The sequence below is a fragment of the Mesorhizobium sp. WSM3866 genome (assembly GCF_002294795.1).
Taxonomy (GTDB): Bacteria; Pseudomonadota; Alphaproteobacteria; order Rhizobiales; family Rhizobiaceae; genus Mesorhizobium.
Genome location: NZ_NSGC01000017.1, coordinates 23,957 through 40,232 on the forward strand (window position 1 = coordinate 23,957; position 16,276 = coordinate 40,232).

Annotated in this window: 20 protein-coding genes and 1 tRNA gene; 12 read left to right on the forward strand and 9 right to left on the reverse strand. The window is 61.4% G+C overall.

Going from position 1 to position 16,276, the window contains the following annotated elements:
- Positions 1-44: 44 nt before the first annotated feature.
- From murA to CK222_RS27305, 9 genes are all read left to right on the forward strand, one after another.
- A complete protein-coding gene (murA, locus tag CK222_RS27265; protein WP_095802510.1) occupies positions 45-1,337 on the forward strand; it encodes a UDP-N-acetylglucosamine 1-carboxyvinyltransferase in 1,293 nt (430 codons plus the stop codon).
- Positions 1,338-1,415: 78 nt separating this feature from the next.
- A complete protein-coding gene (locus CK222_RS27270) occupies positions 1,416-1,847 on the forward strand; it encodes a DUF2948 family protein (protein WP_066993786.1) in 432 nt (143 codons plus the stop codon).
- A gap of 9 nt (positions 1,848-1,856) precedes the next feature.
- Entirely contained in the window at positions 1,857-3,149 is a 1,293-nt protein-coding gene (gene hisD / locus CK222_RS27275) for a histidinol dehydrogenase (protein WP_095802511.1), read from the forward strand.
- Between the two features lie 2 nt (positions 3,150-3,151).
- A complete protein-coding gene (locus CK222_RS27280; RefSeq protein ID WP_095802512.1) occupies positions 3,152-3,637 on the forward strand; it encodes a UPF0262 family protein in 486 nt (161 codons plus the stop codon).
- Entirely contained in the window at positions 3,625-4,089 is a 465-nt protein-coding gene (locus CK222_RS27285; protein ID WP_082954052.1) for a low molecular weight phosphatase family protein, read from the forward strand. Before CK222_RS27280 ends, CK222_RS27285 begins: the two co-directional genes overlap by 13 nt.
- 196 nt (positions 4,090-4,285) lie before the next feature.
- Positions 4,286-4,504, forward strand: coding sequence for a translation initiation factor IF-1 (gene infA / locus CK222_RS27290; protein WP_006200926.1), 219 nt, complete (start codon positions 4,286-4,288; stop codon positions 4,502-4,504).
- Positions 4,505-4,523: 19 nt separating this feature from the next.
- Positions 4,524-5,150, forward strand: coding sequence for a Maf-like protein (locus tag CK222_RS27295; protein ID WP_066993800.1), 627 nt, complete (start codon positions 4,524-4,526; stop codon positions 5,148-5,150).
- On the forward strand, positions 5,147-5,368 hold the full coding sequence (gene yacG / locus CK222_RS27300) for a DNA gyrase inhibitor YacG (RefSeq protein ID WP_067328558.1): 222 nt from the start codon (positions 5,147-5,149) through the stop codon (positions 5,366-5,368). The genes CK222_RS27295 and yacG overlap by 4 nt, the downstream gene beginning before the upstream one ends.
- 157 nt (positions 5,369-5,525) lie before the next feature.
- Positions 5,526-5,601 (forward strand) — tRNA-Phe (locus tag CK222_RS27305).
- 124 nt (positions 5,602-5,725) lie between these two features.
- On the opposite strand, the gene CK222_RS27310 is transcribed toward CK222_RS27305, so the two are convergent.
- The 8 genes from CK222_RS27310 to CK222_RS27345 form a co-directional block, all read right to left on the reverse strand.
- Entirely contained in the window at positions 5,726-5,998 is a 273-nt protein-coding gene (locus CK222_RS27310) for a pyocin activator PrtN family protein (protein WP_245493355.1), read from the reverse strand.
- Entirely contained in the window at positions 5,995-6,279 is a 285-nt protein-coding gene (locus CK222_RS27315; RefSeq protein WP_095802514.1) for a hypothetical protein, read from the reverse strand. Before CK222_RS27315 ends, CK222_RS27310 begins: the two co-directional genes overlap by 4 nt.
- Before the next feature lie 339 nt (positions 6,280-6,618).
- On the reverse strand, positions 6,619-8,757 hold the full coding sequence (locus tag CK222_RS27320; RefSeq protein WP_245433307.1) for a M15 family metallopeptidase: 2,139 nt from the start codon (positions 8,755-8,757) through the stop codon (positions 6,619-6,621).
- 507 nt (positions 8,758-9,264) lie between these two features.
- A complete protein-coding gene (locus CK222_RS27325; protein ID WP_245433308.1) occupies positions 9,265-9,555 on the reverse strand; it encodes a hypothetical protein in 291 nt (96 codons plus the stop codon).
- Between the two features lie 26 nt (positions 9,556-9,581).
- Positions 9,582-10,244, reverse strand: a complete 663-nt coding sequence (locus CK222_RS27330) for a hypothetical protein (RefSeq protein ID WP_095802517.1) — start codon at positions 10,242-10,244, stop codon at positions 9,582-9,584.
- Complete coding sequence (locus CK222_RS27335; protein ID WP_095802518.1) at positions 10,244-10,825, reverse strand: hypothetical protein; 582 nt, start codon at positions 10,823-10,825, stop codon at positions 10,244-10,246. Before CK222_RS27335 ends, CK222_RS27330 begins: the two co-directional genes overlap by 1 nt.
- A 1-nt stretch (position 10,826) precedes the next feature.
- Entirely contained in the window at positions 10,827-11,090 is a 264-nt protein-coding gene (locus CK222_RS27340) for a hypothetical protein (protein ID WP_095802519.1), read from the reverse strand.
- 13 nt (positions 11,091-11,103) lie between these two features.
- Positions 11,104-11,886 carry a terminase small subunit gene (locus CK222_RS27345; protein ID WP_245433309.1) on the reverse strand — a complete coding sequence of 261 codons (783 nt, stop codon included), beginning with the start codon at positions 11,884-11,886 and terminating at the stop codon, positions 11,104-11,106.
- Positions 11,887-12,011: 125 nt separating this feature from the next.
- On the opposite strand from CK222_RS27345, the gene CK222_RS31955 reads away from it, so the two are divergent.
- The 3 genes from CK222_RS31955 to CK222_RS27355 all read left to right on the forward strand — a co-directional run bounded on the left by CK222_RS31955 (position 12,012) and on the right by CK222_RS27355 (position 13,812).
- Complete coding sequence (locus tag CK222_RS31955; protein WP_141247138.1) at positions 12,012-12,326, forward strand: hypothetical protein; 315 nt, start codon at positions 12,012-12,014, stop codon at positions 12,324-12,326.
- A gap of 225 nt (positions 12,327-12,551) precedes the next feature.
- Positions 12,552-12,962 (forward strand): hypothetical protein, encoded by a 411-nt coding sequence (locus tag CK222_RS27350; protein WP_095802520.1) that lies wholly within the window; start codon positions 12,552-12,554, stop codon positions 12,960-12,962.
- 73 nt (positions 12,963-13,035) lie between these two features.
- Positions 13,036-13,812, forward strand: a complete 777-nt coding sequence (locus tag CK222_RS27355; RefSeq protein WP_095802521.1) for a toll/interleukin-1 receptor domain-containing protein — start codon at positions 13,036-13,038, stop codon at positions 13,810-13,812.
- Positions 13,813-13,821: 9 nt separating this feature from the next.
- On the opposite strand, the gene CK222_RS32745 is transcribed toward CK222_RS27355, so the two are convergent.
- The gene (locus CK222_RS32745) at positions 13,822-16,251 is read right to left on the reverse strand and encodes a hypothetical protein (protein ID WP_210201948.1); all 2,430 of its coding nucleotides are present in this window, start codon (positions 16,249-16,251) and stop codon (positions 13,822-13,824) included.
- Between the last annotated feature and the right edge of the window lie 25 nt (positions 16,252-16,276).

Below are 16,276 nucleotides of genomic sequence, written 5' to 3' on the forward strand. Positions count from 1 at the left end.
AACCGATTGAAACCGGCCCGTCCGGGCCGAGGGGACGTTCTTTCATGGATCGCATCAGAATTGTCGGCGGCAATAAGCTTGCCGGAAGCATTCCGATTTCGGGCGCCAAGAACGCGGCGCTGCCGCTGATGATCGCCTCGCTGCTCACCGACGACACGCTGACGCTCGAAAACGTGCCGCATCTGGCCGATGTCGAGCAACTGATCCGCATCCTCGGCAATCACGGCGTCGACTATTCCGTCAACGGCCGGCGCGAGAAGCAGCAGGAGGGCTATTCGCGCACCATCAATTTCTCCGCCCGCAACATCGTCGACACCACCGCGCCCTACGAGCTCGTGTCCAAGATGCGCGCCTCCTTCTGGGTTATCGGCCCGCTGCTTGCCCGCATGGGTGAGGCCAAGGTGTCGCTGCCGGGCGGCTGCGCCATCGGCACGCGCCCGGTCGACCTCTTCCTCGAAGGCCTGCAGGCGCTGGACGCCGAGCTCGACGTCGACAACGGCTATGTCGTCGCCAAAACCAAGAACGGTCGTCTCCACGGCAACCGCTACGTGTTCCCGAAAGTGTCGGTCGGCGCCACCCATGTGCTGATGATGGCGGCCTCGCTCGCCAAGGGCGAGACGGTACTCGAAAACGCCGCCCGCGAGCCGGAGATCGTCAATCTCGCCGAATGCCTGATCGCCATGGGCGCCAAGATCCACGGCGCCGGCACCTCCACCATCACCATCGAGGGCGTCGAGGCGCTGTCGGGGGCGCGCGTGCGCGTCATTCCCGATCGCATCGAGACCGGAACCTATGCCATGGCGGTGGCGATGACCGGCGGCGACGTGGTGCTGGAAGGCGCGCGCCCCGACCTGTTGCAGAGCGCGCTCGATGTCGTTGCCGAGACCGGCGCCGAGATCACGCCGACCAATGCCGGCATCCGCGTCAAGCGCAACGGCGCCGGCATCGCGCCGGTGGACGTTACGACCGCGCCCTTCCCCGCCTTCCCGACCGACCTGCAGGCGCAGTTCATGGGCCTGATGACGATGGCGAAGGGCAAGTCGCGCATCACCGAGACGATCTTCGAGAACCGCTTCATGCATGTGCAGGAGCTTGCCCGCCTCGGCGCCCACATCACGCTGTCGGGCCAGACGGCGATCGTCGACGGCGTCGCCAAGCTGAAAGGCGCGCCGGTCATGGCGACCGACCTGCGCGCCTCGGTGTCGCTGGTCATCGCAGGGCTTGCCGCCGAAGGCGAAACCACCGTCAACCGGGTCTACCACCTCGACCGCGGTTTCGAGCGCCTGGAGGAGAAGCTTTCCGGCTGCGGCGCGGTGATCGAGCGGATTTCGGGCTGACAAAGCGCCTCGGTTGCGCAGAGCGGAAAGACCGCATAACAGAAGATTGACTAATCAACCTTCAGGTGCGCATTCCGCATGGCCCTCAAGCTCATCGCGCTCGACGACCAGGATCTGAGCATCATCTCGGCCCACGTCCAGGACGCCGTGATGAAGGTCTCCGACCTCGAATACCTGCCGGCGGCCAAACGTTTCGTGCTGACCATGAACCGCTTCGTCTGGGAGGCGAGGTCCGGCTTCTTCCGCCAGCACAATGAACGGCGCCAGTGCGTGCTGCATTTCGACCGCGTGCTCGGCGCCAAGACCAGCGGCATCGCCCGCGACAAGCCGGCGGAGATACTGTCGCTCTTGGCAGTCAGCTTCGTCGCATTCAGCAAGCCGGCCGGCATCATCGAGCTGGTTTTTTCCGGAGGCGGCACGATCATGCTCGACGTCGAGTGCATCGAGGCGCGGCTCGCCGATGTCGGCGGCTCCTGGGAAGCCACCTCGCGCCCGGTTCACAGGACCTGAGCACCGACGATGGCCATCACGCTTAGCCAAACCGACGCCGATTTCGAGCTGCGTTTTTCGGCATTCCTCACCACCAAGCGCGAAGTGTCGGCCGACGTCGAAGCGGTGGTGCGCGACATCGTCGCGCGCGTGCGCGCCGCAGGCGACAAGGCGCTCATCGACTACACGCTGAAATTCGACAAGGCCGATCTCAACAGGCTCGGCATCGCCGTCTCCAGGGCCGACATCGAAAAGGCATACGCCGCGGCCGACCCAGCCACAGTCGAGGCGCTCAAATTCGCACGCGACCGCATCCGCTCCCATCACGAGCGGCAGAAGCCGAAGGACGACCGCTACACGGACGCCGCCGGCGTCGAGCTCGGCTCGCGCTGGACCGCGATCGATGCCGTGGGGCTCTATGTGCCCGGCGGCACAGCGAGCTATCCGAGCTCGGTGCTGATGAACGCCGTGCCGGCCAAGGTCGCCGGTGTCGAGCGCATCGTGATCGTGGTGCCGGCCTCCGGCGGCGTCATCAATCCGCTGGTTCTGGTCGCGGCCGACCTTGCCGGCGTCTCCGAGATCTATCGCGTCGGCGGCGCGCAAGCCGTCGCCGCGCTCGCCTATGGCACCGAGACGATCCGGCCGGTCGCCAAGATCGTCGGGCCGGGCAATGCCTATGTCGCGGCAGCCAAGCGCCAGGTGTTCGGCAGCGTCGGCATCGACATGATCGCCGGGCCGTCGGAAGTGCTGGTCGTGGCAGATGCGGACAACGATCCGGACTGGATCGCCGCCGATCTGCTGGCGCAAGCCGAGCACGACGCGTCGGCGCAGTCGATCCTGATCACCGACAATGCCGCATTCGGCACGGCGGTGGAGCAGGCGGTCGAGCGCCAGTTGAAGAGCCTGCCGCGCGCCACGACGGCCGCGGCGAGCTGGCGCGATTTCGGCGCCGTGATCCTGGTGCCGACGATCGAGGCTTCGCTGCCGCTGGTCGACCGCATCGCGGCCGAGCATGTCGAGCTCGCCTTCGACGACGCCGAGAACTTCCTCGCCGGGATGCGCAATGCCGGCGCCGTCTTCCTCGGCCGCCACACGCCGGAAGTCATCGGCGATTATGTCGGCGGCTCCAACCACGTGCTGCCGACCGCGCGCTCGGCGCGCTTCTCGTCTGGTTTGTCCGTGCTCGATTTCGTCAAGCGCACGTCGATCCTGAAGCTCGGCCCGGAGCAGCTCAAGGCGCTGGCGCCGGCGGCCATCGCGCTCGCCAAGGCGGAAGGGCTCGACGCCCACGCACGATCGGTGGCGATCAGGCTGAACATGTAGCGATGTCCGGCCACCACCAAAACCGCGACAGGCTGATCGACGTCGAGCTCGACGAATCGATCGGGCGTTCGACGCCCGATGTCGAGCATGAGCGGGCAGTGGCGATCTTCGACCTGATCGAGGAAAACAGTTTCCGGCCGGTCAACGACGATGGCGCCGGCCCATACAGGCTGAAGCTGTCGCTGGCCGAATCGCGCCTGGTGTTCGCCGTCAGCCGCCAGAATGGCGCCAATGTGGTTACCCACATCCTGTCGCTGACGCCGCTTAGGCGTATCGTCAAGGATTACTATCTGATCTGCGAAAGCTATTATGAGGCGATCCGCTCCTCCACGCCCAGCCATATCGAGGCAATCGACATGGGCCGCCGCGGCCTGCACAATGAGGGCTCGCAAACACTGATGGACCGGCTCGCCGGCAAGATCGAGATCGACTTCGACACGGCGCGCCGGTTGTTCACGCTCGTCTGCGTGCTGCACTGGCGGGGGTAGTCCTGGCCGCGCTGCCGCATTCGATTCTTTTTGTGTGCGGCATGAATGCCGTGCGCTCGCCGATGGCCGAGCAACTGGCGCGGCGGATGCTGCCCGCCACCACTTTCGTGGCCTCGGCCGGCGTGCGCAGCGGCGAGCGCGACCCCTTCGTCGATGCCGTGCTTGCCGAAGAGGGTCTCACGCTCGGCGAGCGGCAGCCGAGGACGCTTGACGAGCTGGAAGACGACTATTTCGACCTGATTGTGACGCTGGCGCCGGAAGCGCATCACGCCGCGCTCGAGCTTACCCGCTCGCTCGCCGTCGAGGTCGAGTACTGGCCGATGCCGGACCCGACCGACACCGGCGGCACGCGCGAGCACATTATGGCCGCCTATCGCGATGTGCGAGAGCGGCTGAAGACGCGCATAAGCCGGCGTTTCTTGCTTCCGGAAGCAAAAAACGCGACGGATTAAGCATGTTCACAAGCGGGCGATTATCATATAGGTTCCGCCGCAAATTCCGGCTGGAGTCGGACGAGTTCAGGTCTGTTCGACCTGAAATCGTCCGGCTCCAGATCAAGAGTAGAGCATGATGTCGTCCGAAAACCGCTTCACACTTTTCGGCATCATGCTCTAGGCCCCGGAACCGCCATCCAAGCAAAGGTATCGAATGCCGAAGGAAGAAGTCCTCGAATTTCCGGGCGTGGTCACGGAACTGCTGCCCAATGCGATGTTCCGGGTGAAGCTCGAAAACGAGCACGAAATCATCGCCCACACGGCCGGCCGCATGCGCAAGAACCGCATCCGCGTGCTGACCGGCGACAAGGTCCTGGTCGAAATGACGCCTTACGACCTGACCAAGGGCCGCATCACCTACCGCTTCAAGTAACAATTCGGCGCGAACCGCGATGAGCATCCTGCAGAAGCTCGTGCTTGCCTCGGGTTCGCCGCGTCGCATCGAGCTGTTGCAGCAGGCCGGCATCGAACCGGACCGCGTGCTGCCCGCCGATGTCGACGAGACGCCGCTGCGCGCCGAGCATCCGCGCTCGCTGGCGAAGCGCCTTTCCAAGGACAAGGCCGAGAAGGCGTTCGCCTCGCTGAAAAGCGAGGAAGACTATGCGCCGGCCTTCATCCTGGCCGCCGACACGGTGGTGGCGGTGGGGCGGCGCATCCTGCCCAAGGCCGAGACGATCGACGACGCGGTGAACTGCCTCGGCCTGCTTTCCGGCCGCTCGCACCGGGTCTATTCCGGCATCTGCCTGATCACGCCGGGCGGCAAGCTCAGGCAGCGGCTGGTGGAGACCAGGGTGCGCTTCAAGCGACTGCCGCGCGAGGAGATCGACGCCTATGTCGCGTCGGGCGAATGGCGCGGCAAGGCCGGCGGTTATGCCGTGCAGGGCCTCGCCGGCTCCTTCGTCGTCAAGCTGGTCGGCTCCTACACCAATGTGGTCGGCCTGCCGCTCTACGAGAGTATCGCGCTGCTGTCCGGCGAGGGCTTCAAGCCGCACAAGAACTGGCACGTCGCGCGGCCATGAGCCCGGACGAAAAGGTCACGCCGCTGAGGCCGAAGCGCCCCTGCCCCGAATGCGGCAAGCCTTCGGTGCGGGAGCACTATCCGTTCTGCTCGACACGCTGCAAGGACATCGACCTCAATCGCTGGCTGAAAGGCGCCTACGTCATCCCCGGCCGCGACGACGAAGAGGAAGAAGACGGAGGCCCCAAGCAAGGCCCTTCGTCCACAGACGAGCAGTGAAGGCCCGTAGCAATACGCCGTTTCCCGACGATTTTTCTTTATCAACACCTAAGCGCTGGACAGGGCGAATTCCCGTGCTATAACCCACGCGCTTTCGAGGGGGGCGCCACCCGGCGCTTCCGTGAAACCCGGCGGACGAGCCCGTTAGCCGGCGCAGGCCCAGATAGCTCAGTTGGTAGAGCAGCGGACTGAAAATCCGCGTGTCGGTGGTTCGAATCCGCCTCTGGGCACCATTTCATTCCGGAAATGTGAATGAAATCAGATGGTTAGAAAAAACTGACCTTGCGCCTTACACACTTGGATACACAATCAACGCGATGATGGCGCGATTGACTTCGGTGGGGCGGTTTCTTGCCGCTACCTACGCCCATGTAACTGGTCGTTCTCTTTTTTCGCGGCCTCGCGCCGCTTGTCGATCCAGGCGGCGAGGTCCAGGAGGTGGACCCCGGTCGCCGCTTTCTGGCTCGGCTCTATCCTGGTGACAACCAGATCGATATCGCCGCTGTTGACCTTGCGCATGAACTGCTGCGGTGTGAGGTGGCTGAAATAGTCGCGGCAGACCTTCTCAGTGGGAATGACCGCCGCTCCGTCATACTGGGCCATCAGCAGGAATTCTGTTCGAAAGCTCAATTCATTGCTCCAGGGCTCTTAGTCGCCCAATAGGTTCCGTCCATCCAGGCAGCTGCCGTGGCCTTGATCCGATTTTCAGTTTCGCTCTTTGCCGGCAACGAGGATATCGTTTGCGCGATGGCGAAGGCCGGCGCGCTAGCAGCTTCGATCGCGGCGCACTCATCGTCAACGTCGATGTCTTCCGGAAGAGCATCAATCTTTGCCTTCGAATACATCATGGCCTGTTGCAGCAGAATGCCGAGGAAGTTCATTTCGCCTTCGAATATAACGCCCTTGTCCATGATCGTGGTCCTTTCGACTTGGTTCCGACCGGCAGAGAGATCGCCGCGTTCACAACCATCGATATAAACGATATCGTTTAGTGCGTCAATAAACGATATCGTTTATTTTCTAATCGCCAGCGCGTTGACACAATATGCGATATCGTTTATCGGGTGAGCTATGGGAAGACCGCCGCTCAACATGACGCCGACAATCGTCCGATTTCCGAACGAGGTTCTCGATCGGATCGACAACCTCGTTGGGCAGAAGCAGCGCGCAAAGTTCATTCGCGAAGCTGTTCAGATCGAAATCGAGAAGCGCGAGGCAGAGCCCGCCACAGACCGGGGCTAGTCAGCCGCCTACCGCTTCGACTTCTTGTCCGCTTCCTCATGGGCCTGCGACTTGGAGAAGAACCCGGACAGACTTGGCAGGTAGTGCCCGCGTTCGACCGTCGCCGCTATGCCGGCCGTACTCTTTGCTGCGCTGCCGATCTTGCTGCCGAGCGTATCCAGGGCATCTGGTTCGGCTGGAGCATTGGCCTTGTCGCTCGACGCTTCGGAGCCGACCGCATCGATCATTTGCCCGACCCATTGCATAGCCTTGCCGGGGACGTAGGAGAGCGGCTGTAGAGCCCGGTTGGCCCATGTGTCCTCATAATCATACGGCACTGGTTGCACGGGGATCGGCGTCGGATCGCGCCCGAGGGTGAAATCCTCGTAGCGCTGAACAACCTCCTCCTCGCTGGGCTTGCGGCCAAGCTCGTTCTCAAGGTCGTTGGCGATGCCGCGCCGCAGATCAATCGGGATATCCGTGTACTTCACGACGACATCGACGGTCGTATTATCCCCGCGCTTGGCTGCATCGAACAGGAACCCGTTCGAAGTCGAGCCGCCGAAAAGATTTACAGCAGACGAGAACGGGTTGGGGATCGATCCGTAAGACGGCGCAGGGCCGTCCTTGATCACGACCGGCAAGAGGAGCTTGTTGATCACCGACTGAATTTCAAGCTGGTTCGGCGGCCGGTTTTGGTTCTGCCGTTTAAACTCCTCCAATTGGGAGGCCAACTGGTTCTGAAATTCCGCGACGCGCTTAGCTGCCGCTTCACGCTCGCTTCCCTCTTTCCCGGTCGTGGTAATGCCAACGGCGGCAAGCTGGCTGTCAGCCTGGGAAAACGCGTTGGTGATGTTAATCCCGTCTTCCTTCGCCTTGCGCTGATCGGATAGCGCGTTGGTCTGGAGCCCGGTCAATTCCTTGATGTCTTCTTTCGAGAGACGATCGCGGTAATCGTTGAGATCGTAGTTCGCGAACTCGGTCGGATTGGTCGCGGCGTAGCGGCGCATGTCGTAGAGCAGCGTTTGATCGCTGTCGACCGCGCGACCCTTGGCGGCGGTTTCCTGGTAGCTCCAGGCCGCAGAGACAGCAGCCATGCCCGCCGCCTGCCGAACTTCCATCGGCACTTGGTCGGGCGTCTGGCCCTGATCGATGTACTTCCACAGTTCGGCCTTGGCGGCTCGCTCGCTTTGCTCCTGGGCCTTGCTCTGGGCTTCCATGACAGCATAGAGGCGCTTGCGCGTCGCGTCGCGAACGTCGGGATCAGCAATGCCCGCAAGCCGGTTTTCGATGTCGTCATAGGACGGTGCGACCGAGCGCGGCGCGATTGTGTTGTTCCTTGGCGCGACCGTGGCAGAGAACGCCCGCGTGCCGCGCGTGCCCATCGGCTCGATATGCCAGGGCTCATGCTTCATCGGGAAGTAGAGGCCATACTTGCCGGCGTTCTCATGCACCCAATCGATCACGTCTTGCGGCGCGTGCGAGAGCGATTGCCCGTTGAAAGACAGGTCGACGGCGCGGCCCTCATTGTGCTGGGAATTGCCGGGAGGCGCGACCCAGCGACGCGCAGCTGCAACGGAGCCGTATTTCTTCACCGCCGCCCCGAAAAGCTCTGCTTGCCGCTGGGGCGAGCGATAGCCGGAATAGATGCCGAGACCCTTGCGGATATCGGGCGGCGCGTCCTGCATCATCGCCGCCAGATTGGTGGCGAAACTGTCATCCAGGTTGTCGACCGAGGCCGGGCCTTTGTTGCTCACAGACTGGAGGAAGGCGCGAGCGCGCGTCGGGCCGGCTTGCGCGAGGGTGCGACCGCTCGCCGGCTGGGCCGGTTCCGCCGAGGTGGACGGCTGGCGACCGTCCGACAAGATCGCCTCAGCCTCGCGTTTCGATTTCTCCTGGATCAGTTCGGTCTTGAGCGAGTTGCCGAGATCGTATTGATCCGCGCCGGTCATCTGCTTGGCATTGGACTGCATGTACTTTTCGGCGGCGATCGCATCGGTGGCCGCGATCTTCAAGGTGATGTTCTTGTGAACGCCCGAGACAAACCCGGCTTCCTGGAGCTTCAACGTATCAGCGCCCCAGCCCTCAAGCTCAGCCTGCCGACGTAGCTCAAGCTGGCCGGCCGCGATGTACTTCTGCACCATCGCCGGATTGCCGGCATTCTTCATCGCCTGATCGCCGAAGGTCTGGACGCTGCTTTTCAGATCGCTGACGATGTAGGATTTCAGCGCCTGGCCCTTATGCATCAGCCCTTGGCGGCGGCTATCTTGCTCCAGCGGATCGACGGCCTTTGCGAACATATTTTGCTGGCTTGGCGTCAGCCGCGCGGCGCTGGAGACCTTGTTGCGGAGGTCGCCCATATTGCGCTGGTACTCGGGAAAAGCATCGATCGCAGAGCGCCCCTCCTTCTGCAAAAATCCGCCTTCCGGGTCGTATTTGAGCGTGTCGGCTTCCGCGATGTACTGGTTCCTAGCGCGCCTTACTGCCGCCTCGTCTTCTAGCGATTTCACCTGGGCGGCCACGTCGGCGAACTTGTCGAGCCCAGCCGCCGCGCCTTGCATGCCGCGCCCGATCGCCGCGCCGAAAGCATCCGGCGTCGCGTTGGGCTCCAGGTCTTGCCGGTAGATCGGACGAAGCGAAACGTCAGATTGATATTCCGGAACGGTAGGCATCTGTCATTCTCCCAACGAAAGCGCGAGGCGGTATCCCTGTCGAAACCCGACCGCGATAATCGAGACGCCGGACCCGTCGAGAAGCCTGTTGAGCCGCTGAAGGGTCCTATTGAAGGTGAGATACATGCGCGTGGGCGACGGCCCGCCGTCAGGATCATCGGCATACATGGCGTCAAACAGCCTTTCGGTGCTGACGGGCATTCCCCTGCCCTTCCACACTGCACCGAGAATGCTGGCTTCAAGGCCCTTGATCTCATGCGAGGCAAGAAGGTCATCGAGCGCGGGCACGGCCACGGCAGCTTTGCAGAGCGGGCACGCGATCATCGATAGCCGCGCCTCTTGGCTTCCTTGATCGCCGCGCGGACAAGGCGAGGATCATTGCCTGCCCCATGTCGCTCCAGACTTGCCACAACGCCCGGTGATACAATCTCCATGTCTTTGATGAACTGGCGCGCAATGCCCAGATCAGCCTCGGTGACGCCGGAAGCTGTCAGTTCAGCCATGGAAGCGGCAAAGCCCTCCTCGATCTGTTCGGGCGTCGGCGGGGACAGGCTGTCCGCGCTCTGGCGAACGATTTGGAAAGCTTCCTGAATGGAAGCTGGATCAGTGCCGGCCGAGCGGAAATCCTCGCTCAGCGCCGCCGTTGCCGCCTTCAAGGCGTTGGCCCTCTCACTGTCGCCATCCTTCATGGCGTCCAGCGTCACTTGATCCAGTTCACCGCCAACGACCCGCTCGAAATCAACGTCCTTTCGCGCCGCGTCATCCTTGAACAGCGCGGCGGCGACATCCGTCTTGTCACCGGCAGGAGGATTGGCGTCGCCCTTGCGCTCGCCTGGGAACATCGTGGCGGCGGCATCATCGGTTTTCCCGGTAAGCCGCTGCTCGGCAGCGCTGCGCTGGGCCTGATACCAGTCGGGTGCCTGGGTCGGCTTCGACGGCACATCGTTGGGGAACAGGATGCTTGCCGCGTCGATCTCAGCCATCACGCGGCCTCCTCGTTGTCGTTGACCAGAAAGCTCCAGGCGAAGGCCACCGTCTCAGCGATTGATTTGCCTGGGGCGTTTAAACGCGCCCTGCCGTCTGCGATCCTGGTGAGCTTGTCGACAGCCATAAGCGCTAGGCCTATCTGCCCGACCACAGCGCCGGGCAAACGATGATCCGCGCGACTAAGGCTAAGGCGCACGGACAATTCCGCTTCACTAAGTTCGGGCAGCGCCGCGGTGAACTCAGCAATCGCCGCGTCAATGCGAGACGCCGCCGCCAACAGGCGCGCAGCGTGACCCTTGGCGGCGTCGAAGTGCTTCCGACGCACGTCCTCTGCCTGGGCCTCACGCGCGGCGGCTTCGGTTGCCCGTGCGCGTTCCAGAGCGCGGGAGAGGATCAAGCGGTCCACGCCCAGGCGTTCAATGCGCTGGTTGATCTCCGCAGCCTTCTTGCCTGCACCGTCGACGCCCGCGACCGCCTCGCCGGCCGTCTTGTCGAACTCGGCACCAAGTTCTTGCACAAGGATATCGAGGGCGCTGATCTTGTCGCCGATTTCCGATGAGGTGACGGGAGTAGTCATGTTAAGCCACCCCTGCCCAAGCTGCCGCCGCCAGATCGGCAATGCTCCGGTCGCTCTCGATGGATGGCTTGCCCATCGCATCCAGCGCGACCAGCGTGAGGCGTTCCTGATACGCGCGCGACGGCTCGGACGCGGGCCGAAGCCGCCTGATTTCAGCCTCAGCGGCTTCGATGGCCGCTTTGGCGGCACGGACCTGAACGATCAGCGCGTCAAGCTCAGCGGCCTTAGCCTGGATCGTTGCAATATTGGTGGCGATGTCTGCCATTGGTCTTTCCTTCTCAGGTGTTGCGACGGGCGCTTACAAACCCGTCCTCGGCATTGTCGTAGTCTGTGTCAGCGAAGCCCTGCCGCTCCGGGTAGTAGAGGATCGGTTGATACGGCGCGGGCGTCTTCGGCGCTTCCCAATCGGCGGCTGCGCGCTGCTCGGGTTCCGGTGCGGGCTCATGAGCCGGCGCGGGTGTCGGCGTCGGCGTAGGCTCCTGGGCAGGGACCGGCATAGTGGATGGAGGAGAGTTTGCCGGCTCAGCCGCAGCTTGAGCGCGTGATATGCGCGCCAGGCGCTCGGCAAGGCCATCTAGTCCCTTGATCTCCAGTGTGTCGCGGAATGCAGCCACTGAGACGTGACGGCCGATAGCTTCCAGGCGGCGCACACGATCAGAAAGCTTGATTTTTTTGGCCGTGCCGATCTGCTTGCGATCTTCACCGCGACCGTCAAACAACGCCTCGATCTCAACGCCGGCAACCAGCCCGCGCCGCCAAATTTCCGGCCACTCGTGAACAGGCAGAAGATCGCCCGTCTCTTCGTCGTAGAGGTCCGCTAGATCGGCCTCGATTTCCTCGTGCAGCCGCTTAAGCAGATAGTCTGCATCGATCTCGACGCGATCCAGGCGTTTTTGCTGCCCTTCCTCGATCGCAGCCAATATGCTCGGATCGGCCATCAGCCTGCATGCCATCACGTGGGCAGAAGATGAGGCATAGCCAGCGCGCAATGCGGCTTCTGTGGCCGTTTCCGACCTCAGGTATTCTTGAACGAACCGACGCTGACGATGCGTGAGTGCCATAAGCGAACTGATACAGGCGATCAGTTGTCGGCTGTTTCCGCTTATACAAACTTATATTCGACGCCGCGTTCTGGTGTGTGATCGCAAGGTATGTTAGCTGCCCGCCAGAGGTGTGGGGCTATATCATGAGAATTCTACTGCTCGGGCTTTTGCTTGCAACGTACGCGCAATCCGCAAGTGCAGGCGGTCTCGACTTGGAGTGTTCCGGCTATAGGCCCCTGCTTGCAAACGATGAAACTAAACGGCCCGAACCGCCTAGCTGCGCCTCATATGGCTTCCAGTTCTCAGGGGAGTACGATTTCGATAGCTGCAAATCTGAGATGGAAGAATATCGGCGCAAGATCGCCGGCTATGGACGCTGCCTTGCAAGCGAGCAAGAGCAGGCCATTGAGCAGTTCAACGAGACTGTCGAAAGCTTCAATCGAAAGGCATCGAACTAAGGTCTAGCAGCGCAATCGCGTGGTGCGCCGACCATGCAACCTATTGGCGATTATCTGTCAGTCTACGACTTAGGATTTACGGATTTCCCGGATTTGCTACAACCAAACGCGGGAATTTCGCAGTAGAGGTTGTTTTATATGCGCCCATACTGCGAAATTTATAGAAGCGGTTGAAATCAACCCGGGAAATCCGGTAATCCGGGGATCGCTGTAGGGGGATATTACATGAAGATTCGGAGTATTTGCGCGTTGGCCATAGCGGCGATCGCGGCCGGGTGTCAGACGTTTGAGAATATGGACGCGGGCCTTAGCTCGCTACGTGGGAAGCCCTACCAAGAGGCCTTCAACGTGCTCGGGTTCCCGGATGCCGAGAACACCATCGACGGCAAGCGAGTGTTCACGTGGGGTAGCCGAAACACCGGCTCATACACGTTGCCAACATTCAATTCGAGCACAGCCTACGTGAACGGACAGCCGATCTATGTCCAATCGCAAGGCACCAAGACCGAGACCTACGACTATCACTGTAAGGTCGATGTGATCGTAGGATCGTCGGGGCTTATCGAGATCACCAGGTACGACGGGAACATTGGCGGGTGCGAAAGATATGCGCGCCGATTTCCTAAGGTAAAATGACGGTTCCCTGCTTTCCTGGAAAAAGCCGGAAAGCGCTCCGATTAGATTGACCAACATTCAGGCGGCGGCGAGTATGAAGAAACTTTGGCTTACCTATGCCTGGGCAGACAATGAATCCGAGGACGTCGATTTCGTTGCCCAAGAGATACGCAAACGTGGGATCGACGTGAAGCTTGATCGGAACCACCTGATTGCGGGTCAACGGCTTTGGCCCCAGATCGACGCAGCCATCACGGACCCGGCAAAGAGTGACGCATGGGCAATCTACGTCACCGAAAAAAGCTTAAAGAGCGAACCTTGCCAAGAGGAGCTTGCTTACGCCCTGGACCGCGCCCTCAGGTCGCGAGAAGAGGGCTTCCCTATCATCGGGATCTTCCCCCACGCAATTGATAGAAAACTCGTTCCCTCATCGATTGCCACGCGCCTCTATGTTGATCTTAGACAATCGGATTGGGCAGATCGCGTTGCGGACGGTGTAACTCACCTCAGCCAAGGCCGGCCCGAACCTTCGATCGCTCCCTTTCACATAGCCACGACCGTCTCGGGCAATGGTGAGATCATTGTCGAGGTGCGGCCTCGCGCTGGCCGATGGTACCCGTTTTACTGCTTTGTCTTGGAGCAGGAGCGCCAGTTGCTCAAGAACGCCTTTTTCGGCCCATCGGGTGGCGTGCCGCTAGCCAGTATGACAGCCGTTTCAGAGGTTCCTGCAAACAACGGTTACGCTGGTTTGAAACTTGGCCACGCCATAGACGCTCAGAACAGTGCGTATCTGCAATTTGCAGCCGCCCCCAGCACCATCCTGTTTGGGGAGCTTCCAAACCTTTTGCAGGTTTTTCCAGGCCGTGGATGAGAAATCCGACTAGCTTGTGACGGCTTTGACCATCGCAAATGCAATCACGATCGCCTCAGACAAAGACCCGGCTGTGTTGTTTCTCACGTCGATCGTTGCCGATCCGGCTGCGCTGCTGGCATTGAGTGAGTACGCCCCGCGCGTGCCGCCAGATATGTGATTGAGGATGAGCACGTCGCCGGCCGCGATCGCGCTGTTCGTCAGGACAAAGCTAACGATCGTGCCAGCGGCGAGCGCCGCTGCGTTCATCGTGACTTGACCTGACGCCTTATTGAGCGTCACGCCAGTCGTCTTGCTGGTAGCCTGCACCACGGCTCCGCCAGCGCCCGAGGCGTAGCCGATGCCCTTACCTGAGGTCGCCTGCAACTTAGGTCCGTATACGGTCGTCGGTTCGGCGTCCGCGAATGTCAGCGTGCCATTCTGAATATCGCTGTTTCCGTCCCTTATCTGGGTGCGCAGAGCGCCAGCAACGATGTTGACGTGAGCGGTCTCACCTATGCCAAACTCCGTATCCTCAATGACTGTGTCATTGCCGTTGACGATCAGCGCATACGCTGTCGACACGATCGAAGCGGCGAGCGGCTGGAATGTGCAGCCGCGAATTGTCGTCTTCTGCGTACCGGATAGTAGGACCTGAGCGCCGAGCGCGCCGAGAGCATCGCCCCAATATGATGGCTGCTCGACCCAAGTATCAATGATCTTGGCCCCGATCGTGTTCACAAGCTGAATGCCGCCGCCCTGGCAGGTGATGTTGCAGTCGCGGATGATGAATTCACGCGCACCCGACGCCTGGGTGACAAACACGCCGATGAAGTTTCCCTGTGCGTTGATCGTGGTGTGTTCGATCGTGACGCTATCGCCAACATTGTTGCCCTTGAAGCCGTTGGCGATGAAACAGCGGTTGATATGCAGAGAGAAGAAACCGCCCGTAGTCCCGGTGTTGTTGAAATAGAAGCCCTGCGTACCGAACTGCCCGATATAGCAACGCTCCACCATGGAGTTGGAGACGTATTCCGTACCGGCAACGGTCCAGATCATGCCATACGTGCCGCCGTTCTGAGCGGATGGCGACACAGAGAAATCGGCAAAATAATAGCCGGTGTTGTCGTTCGCAAAGGTCGCGTCGGGATTGATGAACATCGCCGAGAACGCACCGGTGTAGACCAATCGGGAACGGAACATGCCATCGCCGGTCAGGCGCAATACGTTCTTCACCGTGAGGCCGCTGTCATACTGATAGTCGCCGGCCGGAATGCGTAGTGGATAGCTGTATTTCTGGCAAAGGTCGATGGCGGCTTGAATGGCCGTCGAGTTCGCCGCAGCGGTCGCGGACGGCGACGCCCCGAACATTTCGATGTCGGCTTGTCGGCGGCATTGCCGAACCCAGGTGTACAGGTTGTTTGCGGTGGAGCGCGCAAACATGCCTTCCTGTGCATCATCCACCGCCGCCGCCTGATCGTTGGCGGAAAGGCTAGCGTGCAGATAGGCGACCCAGGTTCCATTCCGGCCGGCCTCGCCGTACGTCGTGGCGGCTTTGTCCTTGGTCGGGTCCAGCGCTTTGAGCGCCGCGCGATCAACGACGAAAGCGGCAGCGGCGAGCGCGTTGCGGACTTCGGTCGGCGTCTTGGTTTCATACCCGCTCGCGTCCGCCTTGGCTTGCAGGAAGGTGCTGGCGACGATCGCGGGCAGGGCAATGCTTGCAGCCGAGGCCGCAGCAGCGATTGCCGACGCCGAGGCGCTTGTAGCGTACCCCAAAGCCTTACGCATCCAGTGGAACGCCGAGAAGCCGGCCGGGTTTACTCCGTCATTCACGGCAACGTCTTCGGCTTCCGTCGCCCATTTGTTCGCCACAAACACAGCGGCGCTTGCCGAAGCTGCGCTCGCCGCAGCTGCCGAAGCTTGGGCGGGCGCGGCGATGATCGCGGCCATGTTGTCAGCCGCCTCGTTCACATCGGCGATGTTGTCCGCAACCGTGTCGATCTTGTCGGCGCTATCGGCCAGCCGCAGAATGTCGCCAACCAGGCCCTCAAGCTGGGCGGGGTCTTCCGAGGCCGGGATTTGCACGGCGCGGTTGATCTGCTCTTGCAATTGCTGATCGCGCATCGTCGCGAGATCAAGCCCGTTCTCGACCGTTTCGGCGTAATAAGCGCCCTGATTTTCCAGGTCGATTTCCTGGGTAAAGGGCACGTTCGGGATCATCGTCAACGTCTGCCCGGTTGGCAGCGGCACGGTGAGTGCGACTTGACCGCCTGCCGGGTTGCCAACATCGGTCACGACATAATCCGCGTCGATCGTCAACACCGTTTCGACGCCGGCCGCGTCAGCCTTGATCACCTTGATATAGTTCTCATTGGTGATCTTGAACTCGTAATCAAAAACGGTCGTGACCCCGTTACCGTTGTAAGGGCCGGAACGGTTGGTCTCGCTAGGAACGGTCATTTTTTGTCGTGCCCTCGTTGAGTTG